This is a genomic window from Pseudomonas sp. PGPR40 (assembly GCF_022014505.1).
Classification (GTDB): Bacteria; Pseudomonadota; Gammaproteobacteria; order Pseudomonadales; family Pseudomonadaceae; genus Aquipseudomonas.
In genome coordinates, this window is sequence record NZ_JAKLSP010000003.1 from 45,052 (window position 1) to 57,180 (window position 12,129).

Annotated in this window: 9 protein-coding genes; 5 read left to right on the forward strand and 4 right to left on the reverse strand. The window is 58.5% G+C overall.

Annotated features, from left to right (window positions below; genetic code table 11):
- Positions 1-1,121: 1,121 nt before the first annotated feature.
- A complete protein-coding gene (locus tag MEB48_RS04100) occupies positions 1,122-2,447 on the reverse strand; it encodes a sigma-54 dependent transcriptional regulator (protein WP_237882143.1) in 1,326 nt (441 codons plus the stop codon).
- A 343-nt stretch (positions 2,448-2,790) separates the two neighbouring features.
- On the opposite strand from MEB48_RS04100, the gene MEB48_RS04105 reads away from it, so the two are divergent.
- From MEB48_RS04105 to nhaB, 3 genes are all read left to right on the forward strand, one after another.
- Positions 2,791-3,057: a hypothetical protein gene (locus MEB48_RS04105; protein ID WP_237882145.1), complete on the forward strand. Its 267-nt coding sequence runs from the start codon at positions 2,791-2,793 to the stop codon at positions 3,055-3,057.
- A gap of 279 nt (positions 3,058-3,336) precedes the next feature.
- On the forward strand, positions 3,337-4,626 hold the full coding sequence (locus MEB48_RS04110; protein WP_237882147.1) for a hypothetical protein: 1,290 nt from the start codon (positions 3,337-3,339) through the stop codon (positions 4,624-4,626).
- 77 nt (positions 4,627-4,703) lie between these two features.
- Positions 4,704-6,206, forward strand: coding sequence for a sodium/proton antiporter NhaB (gene nhaB, locus MEB48_RS04115; RefSeq protein WP_237882149.1), 1,503 nt, complete (start codon positions 4,704-4,706; stop codon positions 6,204-6,206).
- 119 nt (positions 6,207-6,325) lie between these two features.
- Here the strand turns inward: nhaB and MEB48_RS04120 are convergent, their stop codons facing one another.
- From MEB48_RS04120 to gnd, 3 genes are read right to left on the reverse strand one after another with little or no spacing between them, the layout of a single operon-like run.
- On the reverse strand, positions 6,326-7,147 hold the full coding sequence (locus MEB48_RS04120; RefSeq protein WP_237882151.1) for an HAD family hydrolase: 822 nt from the start codon (positions 7,145-7,147) through the stop codon (positions 6,326-6,328).
- Positions 7,140-8,666 carry a glucose-6-phosphate dehydrogenase gene (zwf, locus tag MEB48_RS04125; protein WP_237882153.1) on the reverse strand — a complete coding sequence of 509 codons (1,527 nt, stop codon included), beginning with the start codon at positions 8,664-8,666 and terminating at the stop codon, positions 7,140-7,142. The genes MEB48_RS04120 and zwf overlap by 8 nt, the downstream gene beginning before the upstream one ends.
- On the reverse strand, positions 8,663-9,643 hold the full coding sequence (gene gnd, locus MEB48_RS04130; protein ID WP_237882155.1) for a phosphogluconate dehydrogenase (NAD(+)-dependent, decarboxylating): 981 nt from the start codon (positions 9,641-9,643) through the stop codon (positions 8,663-8,665). Before gnd ends, zwf begins: the two co-directional genes overlap by 4 nt.
- A 272-nt stretch (positions 9,644-9,915) precedes the next feature.
- Between gnd and MEB48_RS04135 the strand changes: the two genes are divergently transcribed.
- Together MEB48_RS04135 and MEB48_RS04140 are read left to right on the forward strand one after the other, a co-directional pair.
- Positions 9,916-10,098: a DUF6026 family protein gene (locus MEB48_RS04135; protein WP_008069248.1), complete on the forward strand. Its 183-nt coding sequence runs from the start codon at positions 9,916-9,918 to the stop codon at positions 10,096-10,098.
- A 188-nt stretch (positions 10,099-10,286) separates the two neighbouring features.
- Positions 10,287-12,032 (forward strand): phosphoethanolamine transferase CptA, encoded by a 1,746-nt coding sequence (locus MEB48_RS04140; protein ID WP_237882157.1) that lies wholly within the window; start codon positions 10,287-10,289, stop codon positions 12,030-12,032.
- Positions 12,033-12,129 lie beyond the last annotated feature (97 nt).

Consider the following 12,129-nt stretch of genomic DNA (forward strand, 5'->3'; position numbering starts at 1 on the left):
CAGCGAGTCACTTGGAAAAGCCCCAAGTAACCAAGGGCTCTTGCCCCGCCATTCGGTGCCTCGCCTGGGCTCGGCATGCCCTCACTCCGGCATTGCTCCGGGGCCCGCCGCGATCGGCCATCCATGGCCTTCCGCGGCTAACCCGGCATCCATGCCGGGTTGCCCCCTGCGCAATACCTGCGTTCGGCCTCTGGGAAAAGGGGCAAGCAGATCAGGATCAAAAGCCAAAGCAACGGCAACGGCAACGGCAACGGCAAGATCAACAGCTTCGCGAGCAGGCTCGCTCCCACATTGGATGGGTGGTGTTGCCGGTTTCTGGTTGGCATCGCTGCCTGAACAAGTACCGCTCCCGCAAACACCCAATATCCCTGTAGGAGCGAGGCTTGCCCGCGAAGGCGGAGTATCAGCCGACATCAATGTTGAATGTGCTGGCCTCTTCGCGAGCAAGCCCGCTCCCACATTAGTTGGACCGGGTACATCCGGGAAAAATGGATCGGCTGACAGGCCGCCATCGCAGCGATGCGGCGACCCGACAAGCCAGCTCCCACAAAAAATCAGCGCACATCCAAAATCAGCGCCCATCCACTGTGCTTTTCACCACTCAACAGGCCGAGCGTTAGCTCGCCTGCAGCTCTTGATCTTGAGGCACCGCCGCCTCGAGAGGCCGAGTGGAGGTTCTGCGCAGTGGGCAACCCGGCATGGATGCCGGGTTAGCCGCGCACGGCCAGGGATGGCCGATCGCGGCGGGCCCACGGAGCAGGACCGGAGCGAGGGCATGCCGAGCCCAGGCGAGGCACCGAACGACAGGGGCAGAAGCGCTTTGGTTACTTTCGCGCTTTTCGAAAGTGACTCGCTGTAAAAGCGAAACCGTCAGCGGCCGTGACCGCAGAAACGGATATGTACACCATCAAAATCGTGTAGATACCCATGCCGCGATGACAACAGCACATTCACCATTGATGTGTCAGATAGGTCGCTATCGCGGGCAAGCCACGCTCCCACAGGTTCCGCACTTAACTGACTGGCATTGGGGCACGCCCGCTCCCACAAGGAGCCTGGTTAAAAATGGAAAAGGCCCGCTGCGATGGATGTCGCAGCGGGCCTCTTCGTTTCACCGCGCCCTAGCGGATCTGGTGCTTATGCAGCAATCGGTAAAAAGTCGGCCTCGAAACGCCCAAAACCCTGGCAGCGACGCTCAGGTTGTCGCTGTGGCGGTTCAATACATCGCACAACGCCTGACGTTCGGCGCGGGTCTTGTAGTCTTCAAGAGTGCCCATCGGCGTGGCGAAGGCGTGTTGACTGATCAGCCCCAGGTCTCGCGCCTCGATCTGCCGTCCTTCGGCCAGAACCAGCCCGCGCCGTACCCGGTTGGCTAACTCGCGGACATTGCCCGGCCAGTCATGCTTGCCCATGGCGATCAGCGCGTCCTCACTGAAGCTGCGGGGACGGCGGCCGGTTTCATGGCTGTAGAAGTGGGAAAAATGGTTGGCCAGCATCGAGAGATCGCCATGGCGTTCACGCAACGGCACGGTGATGACCTGCAGTACGTTCAAACGGTAATACAGATCTTCACGAAAGCATTTCTTCTCGATGGCCGCTTCAAGGTCGACGTTAGTCGCGGCCAATACCCGCACATCCACCGGAATAGGCTGATGCCCCCCTACACGCTCAATGTGTTTTTCCTGCAGGAAGCGCAGCAGATTGGCTTGCAGCTCCAGGGGTAGATCACCGATTTCATCGAGAAACAACGTTCCACCGTTGGCCGCCTCGATCCGCCCGATCTTGCGCTGATGAGCGCCGGTGAAGGCCCCCTTTTCGTGGCCAAACAGTTCGGACTGGATCAAGTGTTCGGGAATCGCACCGCAGTTGATCGCCACGAACGGTTTGCTATGACGCTGGGATTGTCGGTGCAAGGTGCGGGCGACCAGTTCCTTACCGGTCCCGCTTTCGCCGCGGATCAGCACGGGAGATTCAGTGGGTGCCAGTTTACTCAGCAGTTTGCGCAGTTCGCGAATGGGTTTGCTGTCGCCGAGCAGTTCGTGTTCAGGCTGATCGATATGAACCGTGCCCTGGCCGCGCAGGCGCGCCATGCCGAACGCGCGCCCCAGTGTCACCTGAACCCGTGAGACATCGAACGGCAGTGTGTGGAAGTCAAAAAACCATTCGCAGACGAAGTCCCCGACATTTTGCAATCGCAAAACTTCTTGATTCAGCACTGCAATCCACTCAGTACCGCTATGGGTGATCAATTCCTTGACGGCTTCCGGGCGTTCCAGATGAAAGGGCTGCAAACGCAACAGGCCGACATCGCAGCTTCGTTCGGTGGCGTTTTCCAGGGTGCAGCTGTCAACATCCCAACCCACGGCGCGTAAACCCGGCAACAAACGGTGGCAGTCGTCGCAAGGATCCACTACTAACAGACGTCGTAAGACAGGCGCTTCAATCATGACTGTTCCTTGACGCCAAATTTTAGGAAATATTATTAAAAACAGTCATTTGGCGGCCTTGGTTGTAACACTAGCAAGATTTTGACGCGAGCTTGTATCGATTGCTTATAGAGCAGTTTGCTTATTAGTTATAAGAAACCACTTGGTTAGTTGCCTAACGAGTTGAACCTTTCAACAAGCTTTCAGAAACGACCCGACTATCGAATCAATGGAAGAAAGTTGAAATTTCTTTTGATTGTGTGTGACCCAAACCCCGGTTGCGGACATCAGTACAAGTAACCAGCCGCACGGTAAGCCCAACCGACGGCACATCACTTGTTTGGGCATACAGAGAGAAGACCCCATGAACGCCCCGCTCCGTATCAACGAAGCACTTTTGATTGCCGACCGCGCATTCCAACCCTTTCAATGCGTGGCCTGGGCACCACAAGACGGTAACGGCGAACTCAGCCTGACCATCATCGATCGCACTAACACACGCATCAGCCGCAAACAAATTCCTAGCAGCGCCTATTCCGATCCAGAGCAACTCGAACACGTGCTGGAAGAAGCCCGTGCCGAGTTGAGCAAGGAAGGTTACACACTGCAATCGTGGTCCATGCCGCACTAAGCGTTTTCGCGGATTACCTTCCGGTAATCCGCGCCCCCTCTTCCTCTGGTTGACGATTTACTCCCGTCAGCTGCGCGACTCACCTGTTTTCACCTTCTAACCCGCCAGATTACTTGGCAGGCTTGGCAGTGGTACGAAAAGACATTGTTCTGGCACGAAACGCCCCAACTTCTGCTCATGAATACAGTTGTGCGCCGGGTCATTCAGGGATTGAATGTTGTGCTCAGGCAGTCACCTTCCGGGCACCCGGATAAGGACGCCTGGCAAGGAGATGGATGCATGTCACCTCAGACTGCTTTTGCCTTACCTGCAACCGTGAATGGCGCCGAACGACTCGATATGAGTTTCGCCGGCACCGGCATGACTCAAGTGTATTTCGCCGGCAGTCTCTCCAGCATGGCCAATGACGTTGCGATTGACCCCGTCGGCCGGTTGTTGGTGGCGGCAAAAGTCGGTACGCCGGGCGGCCAGCGTTTTGGCCTGGCCCGCCTGCTTGCAGATGGTTCGGCGGATCTGGCATTCGGCAAACAAGGCAGCATCAGTGGGCAGTTCGCACACGGCTTCGAGGCCATGGCTGGCAAGGTACGGGTGTTGGCCAACGGGCACATTCTGGTGGCCGGCCTGCACTACGAAAATGCTCACCGTACGCTGCCCGCCCTGGCGATGTTTGATCAGCAAGGCTGCCCGGTCTGGAGTTTTGGCGACAATGGACGCTGCGTGGTGCGCCTGCCGGGTGATCTTTCCCGGGGTGCTCGTGACGCCTGGTTACCACCCGGCGTGCCGCGCGCCGAAGCCTGTGATATTTGTGTGCAGGACGACGGTCGAGTCCTGCTGCTGGCCAATCACTACTTCGAACCGACCGATCACGTCGGCATGCTGATACGACTCAACGCCGACGGCTCGCTGGACGACAGTTTCAACGGTCGCGGTTTCGTCATGGTCCGGCACTTGTTGATGAACACCTGGCTTAACAGCCTGAAGGTGCAGCGAGATGGTCGGATTTTGGTGAGTGGATCAATCAACTTTCCCGAGGAAGGTCTGCTGGCGCGTTATCACCCGGATGGCCGACTGGACGACAGCTTCGCCATGGATGGTTTCATGACCTTCAAGGCACGGGAATACAGCGCTCAAATCTGCCAGATCGTTCAGCATGAAAATGGTGACTTGCATTGCTTTGGCGGCAGTCGCGACCCGATGCACTGCCTGTCTCTGAAAGTTCACAGTAATGGTCGACCCGACAATCATTGCAATGGGGGCCAGCCAAAGTTATTTGGAGTCGGCCGTAGCGGCTGCCACTGGACCGCCGCCGAAGTTCAGCCGGACGGGCGTGTGCTGACAGTCGGAGCGACGGTTGGCAGGCTCGAAGCCGATTTCATTCTCGCCCGGCATTTACCCAGTGGGCAGCTGGATCGCAGTTTTGCCAAGGGCATCGGCTGGTGTCGTACACGCCTGAGTCGCGGTTCGCATACCGCGACTTCATTGGCCATACAGGCCAACGGTTGCATTGTCATAGGCGGCTATTCACTGGAGGGAATCTGTCGCGCGGTCGTCGCGCGCTATCAGTGTTAGGCCAGCGTCATTTTCTGCACTTGATCTTCCCTGCTTCTTACGGCAAGTTGCGCGCTTCTTAATACAAGGAGTAGCCGATGTCCGGTTCAATGGCCCAGGCCTTCGCGCATAACTTTCTCGGGCACTCACCCCGCTGGTACAAGGCGAGCATTGTCGGCTTTCTGATTCTCAATGCCCTGGTGTTGTGGACGGTCGGGCCGGTGGCGGCCGGCTGGCTATTGGTGCTGGAGTTCATTTTCACCCTGGCCATGGCGCTCAAGTGTTACCCGCTGATGCCCGGCGGCTTGCTGCTGATCGAAGCACTGCTGCTGAAAATGACCACGCCCCAGGCGCTCTATGATGAGTTGGTGCACAACTTCCCGGTGATTCTGCTGCTGATGTTCATGGTAGCGGGCATCTATTTCATGAAAGACCTGCTGCTGTTTCTGTTCTCGCGCCTGCTGCTGGGGGTTCGCTCCAAAGCCCTGCTGGCATTGATGTTCTGTTTCCTGTCAGCGTTTCTGTCGGCCTTTCTCGATGCGTTGACCGTGACCGCCGTGATTATCAGTGCGGCCGTGGGGTTCTATTCGGTGTATCACCGCGTCGCCTCAGGCAGCGATCCGCGTAAGGACAGCGAAATCAGCGATGACCGGCACTTGCCCACCCTCCATCATGCCGACCTCGAACAGTTCCGCGCCTTCCTGCGCAGCCTGCTGATGCATGGCGCGGTCGGCACGGCGTTGGGTGGTGTGTGCACACTGGTTGGCGAGCCGCAGAACCTGCTGATCGGCCATGAGATGGGGTGGCACTTCGCCGAGTTCTTTCTGAAGACCGCCCCGGTGTCGTTGCCGGTACTGGCAGCCGGTCTGGTGACCTGCGTACTGCTGGAGAAACTGCGCTGGTTCGGCTATGGCACGCTGCTGCCGGACAACGTGTATACGGTGCTGGCCAACTACGCCGCCGAAGACAACGCCGAACGCACTGCACGTCAGCGCGCTGCGCTGCTGGTTCAAGGGGTGGCGGCGCTGATTCTGATTGCCGGGCTGGCGTTTCACGTCGCCGAAGTCGGCCTGATCGGTTTGATGGTGATCGTGCTGATCACCGCATTCACCGGCATAACTGACGAACACCGTCTAGGCAACGCCTTCAAGGACGCCATGCCGTTCACGTCATTGCTGGTAGTGTTTTTCGCGGTGGTGGCAGTGATTCACGATCAACAACTGTTCGCGCCGCTGATCCAATGGGTGCTGGCGCTGCCAGCGGATCAACAGCCGGGCATGCTGTTTATTGCCAATGGCTTGCTGTCGGCCATTAGCGACAACGTGTTCGTGGCGACCATTTACATCACCGAAGTGAAGCAGGCGTTCCTCTCCGGCCATATAAGCCGCGAGCACTTTGAAACCCTGGCGATTGCGATCAATACCGGCACCAACCTGCCGAGCGTGGCAACGCCCAATGGTCAGGCAGCATTCCTGTTCCTGCTGACCTCGGCGATTGCACCGCTGATTCGCTTGTCGTACGGGCGGATGGTATGGATGGCATTGCCTTACACGGTGGTGATGGGCGTGTTGGGCTGGTATGCGGTGAGTTACTGGCTGTAACGCTGAACAAAATGTGGGAGCGGGCTTGCTCGCGAATGCGGTGGGTCATTCAACGAATATGTTGTCTGACACGGCCTCTTCGCGAGCAAGCCCGCTCCCACATTTCGATTTGTGTTTTTTCAGCGAGGGAGGATGTATCGCTCAATCGCCTGGGCCGCGCCGTCTTCGGTATTGGTCCCGGTCACCACATTGGCCTGACGCTTCACCGTCTCTTCCGCCTGCCCCATGGCGATCGATAACCCGGCCCGGTGAAACATCGCAGGGTCGTTGCCGCCATCACCCATGGCAGCGGTCTGTTCCAGCGGCACCCCGAGAAACTCGGCCAGTGTCGCCAATGCCTCGCCCTTGTTGGCCAGCATCGCAGTCACGTCCAGATAGATCGGTTGTGAGCGCGAAACCTGCGCCTGCCCTTCGACCGTGTGCAGCAACTGCGCTTCCAGCTCGATCAACAGTTCAGTGTTGTTACTGGCGGCGACGATTTTGTCGATACCCTCCAGGTAAGGCTCAAAACTCTCGACCATCACCGGCGGATAACCCAGGCCATGCTGCTCTCGCGGGACCATTGGGCCGTACGGATCCTTCAACAGCCAGTCGCCGCCACTGAATACCCAGACTTCAATGTCCGGCTGATCGGCAAACAGCGTCAAAGCCGTCAGCGCTGCCGTGGCCGGCAAATAATGCGCAACCAGCAAACTGCCGTCCGGGTGGACGATCGTGCCGCCATTGAAGGCCGCCGTCGGCAAATCGACGCCCAGAGCCTCGATCTGCTGCAACATGGCTTTGGGCGGACGCCCGGTGGCCAGACTGAACAGCACGCCGGCCTCGCGCAAGGCGCGGACCGCTTCGATCGTGCGCTGACTGAGGCTGTGATCAGGGAGCAGCAACGTGCCGTCCATGTCACTGAGCAGAAAACGGATGGCGTGTTGCGTGACGTCACTCACCGACGTTGTGCCAAACGCGTCCATCGCGAGTCAGCAGTTCGTCAGCGGCCTGTGGTCCGTCTTCGCCGGCCGCATAGTCCTGCATCGTTGCATCCTGCTGCCAGGCGTCGAGAAATGGCTGCACGGCGCGCCAGCCGTTCTCAATATTGTCGGCGCGCTGGAACAGCGTCTGATCGCCGGTCAGGCAGTCGTAGATCAAGGTTTCATAGCCGGTCGACGGCTGCATCTCGAAGAAATCCTTATAGGCGAAACCCAGCTCGATGTTGGCCATGTTCAACGCCTGCCCGGGCCGTTTGGCCAGCAGGTCGAACCACATGCCTTCGTTGGGTTGAATCTGGATCCGCAGATAGGTCGGCTGCAACTCATCGACCTCGGTATCGCGGAACTGTGCATAGGGCGCCGGTTTGAAGCAAATGACAATCTCGGTGTCGCGCGCGCTCATGCGCTTGCCGGTGCGCAGGTAGAACGGCACGCCGACCCAGCGCCAATTGTCGATCATGATTTTGAGCGCGACATAGGTTTCGGTCGTGCTGTCGGGCGCCACGTTGGCTTCCTGGCGATAACCGGGCAGCGGCTCACCATCGATCTCGCCGGCGGTGTACTGGCCACGCACCGAGTTGGCTCGTGCTTCCTCGGTCGACCAAGGGCGGATCGCGCCGACGACTTTGGCTTTTTCGCCGCGTACCGCATCGGCGCCAAACGCGGCCGGTGGTTCCATGGCCACCATCGCCAATAATTGGAACAGGTGATTGGGCACCATGTCCCGCAGGGCGCCGGTGACCTCATAAAAACTGCCACGGGTTTCCACGCCGACGGTTTCGGCGGCGGTGATTTGCACGTGGTCGATGTAATGGTTGTTCCAGAAGGCTTCGAACAAGCTGTTGGAGAACCGGCTGACCAGAATGTTCTGCACGGTTTCCTTGCCCAGATAGTGATCGATCCGGTAGATCTGCTTTTCCGTCATCACTTTGAGCAAGCACGCGTTCAAGGCTTCGGCGGTGTGCAGATCGGAGCCGAAAGGTTTTTCGATCACCACCCTTCTGAACGCTTCGGGGGTTTCCTGGAGCAATCCGGCAGCGCCGAGACGCCGCACCACTTCGCTGAAAAAGCGCGGCGCGGTGGCCAGGTAGAAAATCGCATTGCCAGTGCCGCTGGCGGCAATTTTCGCCGCCAGCGCGTCATAGGTGCGTTCGTCAAGGAAGTCGCCCTGGACGTAGCTGATGTGTTTCGCCAGTTTGGCCCACAACGCCGGATCAAGGGCTTGATCGCCCTTGCCGACCTTGGTCGCCACTTCCGCCCGAATGAAATCCTCGAGTTTTTTGGCGAAGGCTTCGTCACTGATGGCGTTGTGATCAACGCCGATGATCCGCAGTCCATTCCCCAGCAAACCGTCGCGACTCAGGTTGTACAGCGCCGGCATCAGCAGGCGCTTGACCAGATCACCATGGGCACCGAACAAAAACAGCGTGGTAGGCGGTGCGGGTTCAGCCTTGGATTTCCTGCGGATCACATGGGTCATTTTTTCGGGGTCTCCACATGGCCGCCGAAGCCGAAGCGTTGGGCCGAGAGAATCTTGTCGCCAAAGGTGCCTTGCCCGCGCGAACGGTAGCGCGAGAACAGCGAGTTCGACAACACCGGCACCGGCACTGATTGCTCCATGGCGGCTTCGATGGTCCAGCGACCTTCACCGCTGTCAGCCACCGAGCCTGAGTAACCGTCGAGTTTCGGGTCGCTGGCCAGCGCATCGGCGGTCAGGTCGAGCAGCCAGGACGACACCACGCTGCCACGACGCCAGACTTCGGCGATGTCGGCGACGTTCAGATCGAAGCGCTGATCTTCCGGCAGATGGGTGCTGGCCTTGGTCTTGAGGATGTCGAAGCCTTCGGCGAAGGCCTGCATCATGCCGTACTCGATGCCGTTGTGGATCATCTTCACGAAGTGTCCGGCACCGGCCGGGCCTGCGTGGATGTAACCGCGCTCGGCGCGATCGTCATCGGACTGGCGATCCTTGGTGCGCGGGATGTCGCCCATGCCCGGGGCCAGGGTTTCGAATAGCGGGTCGAGACGTTTAACGGTTTCGGCATCGCCACCGATCATCATGCAGTAACCACGCTCCAGGCCCCAGACGCCACCGGAGGTGCCGACGTCAATGTAGTGCAGGCCTTTTGCCGACAAGGTTTTGGCCCGGCGGATGTCGTCTTTATAGAAAGTGTTGCCACCGTCGATGATGGTATCGCCAGCGTCAAGCAAGGTGCTCAGGGTGTCGATGGTGTCTTCGGTCGGTGCGCCGGCGGGCAGCATGACCCATACCGCGCGTGGTTTGCTCAGGCCAGCGACCAGGGCTGGCAAATCGGCAACACCGGTGGCGCCTTCTTCAGCCAGGGTGTCGACAAAGGCGGTATTGCGATCGTAAACAACAGTGGTATGTCCGTTGAGCATCAGGCGCCGCGCAATATTGCCGCCCATGCGGCCCAGTCCAATAATCCCGAGTTGCATGTACTGATGCTCCCTACTACAAATGAAGTGTGTCAAAGGTTATAGCCCAACGCGGCTCATGACGGTTAGTCCAGAGCGGCGGGATGAAGTTTCCCGGCATTGTGCCCGATCCAGACTGATAACGTCGCGAATCGTGCCGAAGACACAGCGACCATGAAAAATAAAAAAGTTCCCTTCAGGGACAAAAGAAACCAAAATTGGCGCCGATAGTAGGTGAGCACCTGATTCAGGGAGCGAACCTACAGTTGAGACAGCCATTTGCGAGGTGAGCAATGGGCACCGTACACACAGCACTGCCAGCACAAACCCTTTACGTCACGATCCGTCGCGATGAACTGCGCCAGTTGAAAGACGAGCGCGACCAGTTGAAACGGGAAGTCGCGCAATTGCGCCTGCTGACCCAAGGTAATCAGGCTCAGCCCTTGCCTGTTACCCAACGTGCTCCCCACGCCTGACCCCCTCGTTTGAATCGGAAACAGCCGCTGCTGTTTCCGACTCGCTGCAACCTGCCCGCTGCGGCAACTCACAAAGTTTTCACACCTGTTTGTTGATAATCCGGCTCATTGTGGCCGCTCGGTATCCGCGCGGTGCCCGTTCGTCTGTGACAGGGACGGTCGAAGTGATTATCAGGCTGGAGTGTTGAATGGCTTTGTTTAGACGCAGCAAAACGTCTGCGAAAGGTTTCGATTGGGCAGGGTTTCTCTGGTTATTTCTGTTCTTCTGGTATTTTTCCGGCATCACCCAACTGCTGATTCAACTGACGGGCACCTCCGGTTTTGCCGGGTTCCGCCAAGCCTTTTTGATGAGCGCGATCTGGCTAGCGCCAATGCTGCTGTTCCCTAAAAAAACACGCATCATGGCCGCGCTGATCGGCGTGGTGCTGTGGGCCTGCTCGATGGCCAGCCTCGGTTATTTCTTTATCTATCAGCAGGAATTTTCCCAGAGCGTCATCTTCATCATGTTCGAATCGAACGTGTCTGAAGCCGGCGAGTACATGACCCAGTATTTTGCCTGGTGGATGGTGCTGGCATTCCTCGCCCATACCGCATTCGGGTTTTTCCTTTGGACCCGCTTGCGTCCGGTGTACCTGCCACGTGGCCAGGCGCTGGTCGCGGCGACGGCGATTCTGCTGGCCGTGGTCGGTTACCCACTGATCAAGCACACTCTGCGCACCGGCAGTCTGGCGAGCGGCTTCGAGAAATTCGAAACCCGTATCGAGCCCGCCGTGCCGTGGCAGATGGCCGTGGCCTATCACCGTTACCTCAACACGTTGGCTGGCATGCAAGACATGCTCGACAGCGCCAGCAAGATCCCGCCCCTCAAGAACCTCACCGATTCGATGGCCAATCAGCCGGCGACCCTGGTGCTGGTGATCGGCGAGTCCACCAATCGTCAGCGCATGAGCCTGTACGGCTACCCTCGGGAAACCACCCCGGAACTGGACAAGCTCAAAGACCAACTGGCCGTTTTCGATAACGTCATTACGCCGCGCCCCTACACCATCGAAGCATTGCAGCAGGTACTGACGTTCGCCGACGAAGAAAACCCGGACCTCTACCTGTCGACGCCGTCGCTGGTCAGCATGATGAAACAGGCGGGATACAAGACCTTCTGGATCACCAACCAGCAGACCATGACCAAGCGCAACACCATGCTCACGACGTTCTCCCAGCAGGCGGACGAGCAGGTGTACCTGAACAACAACCGCAACCAGAACGCCGCCCAGTACGATGGCGATGTGATCGAACCGTTTAACAAGGCGCTGGCTGATGCGGCGCCACGCAAGCTGATCGTTGTGCATCTGCTCGGCACGCACATGAGCTACCAGTACCGTTACCCGCCGACGTTCAACACGTTCACCGATCGTAAAGGTGTTCCGGACGGCGTCCGTGATGATCAGGTGCCAACGTACAACAGCTATGACAACGCGGTGCTGTACAACGACTTCGTGGTGTCGAGCCTTATCAAGGACTACGCCAAGGCTGATCCGAACGGCTTCCTGCTGTACCTCTCCGACCATGGCGAAGACGTTTTCGACTCCGTAGGCCATAAAACCCTGGGCCGCAACGAGAGCAAACCGACGGCCCCGATGTACACCATTCCGTTCATGGCTTGGGCTTCGCCGAAATGGCGCGAAACCCATGACTGGAGTTTTGCCGGCGACCTGGGCCGGCCGTACAGCAGTTCGCAGCTGATTCACACCTGGGCGGATATGGCAGGCCTGAGCTTCGATGAACTGGACCGCAGCAAAAGCCTGATCAGCGACAGCTTCAAGTCTCGACCGTTGATGATCGGCGACCCTTATGCCCGTAAGCAAAGGCCGTTGATCGACTTCAGCCTGATGAAACCCAAGGGCGCGCCTGTCACGCCGCAAGTCGTTCAGCAGTGATTGCCCCCCTGTGGGAGCGGGCTTGCTCGCGAAGGCGACGGCACAGTCAACATTGATGTTGCCTGACACACCGCCTTCGCGAGCAAGCCCGCTCCTA

Bases quoted from the DNA above. Each gene is read 5' to 3' on its own strand.
- MEB48_RS04100 (WP_237882143.1), bottom strand. From the start codon at position 2,447: ATGATTGAAGCGCCTGTCTTACGACGTCTGTTAGTAGTGGATCCTTGC.
- MEB48_RS04105 (WP_237882145.1), top strand. From the start codon at position 2,791: ATGAACGCCCCGCTCCGTATCAACGAAGCACTTTTGATTGCCGACCGC.
- MEB48_RS04110 (WP_237882147.1), top strand. From the start codon at position 3,337: ATGTCACCTCAGACTGCTTTTGCCTTACCTGCAACCGTGAATGGCGCC.
- nhaB (WP_237882149.1), top strand. From the start codon at position 4,704: ATGTCCGGTTCAATGGCCCAGGCCTTCGCGCATAACTTTCTCGGGCAC.
- zwf (WP_237882153.1), bottom strand. From the start codon at position 8,666: ATGACCCATGTGATCCGCAGGAAATCCAAGGCTGAACCCGCACCGCCT.
- gnd (WP_237882155.1), bottom strand. From the start codon at position 9,643: ATGCAACTCGGGATTATTGGACTGGGCCGCATGGGCGGCAATATTGCG.
- MEB48_RS04135 (WP_008069248.1), top strand. From the start codon at position 9,916: ATGGGCACCGTACACACAGCACTGCCAGCACAAACCCTTTACGTCACG.
- MEB48_RS04140 (WP_237882157.1), top strand. From the start codon at position 10,287: ATGGCTTTGTTTAGACGCAGCAAAACGTCTGCGAAAGGTTTCGATTGG.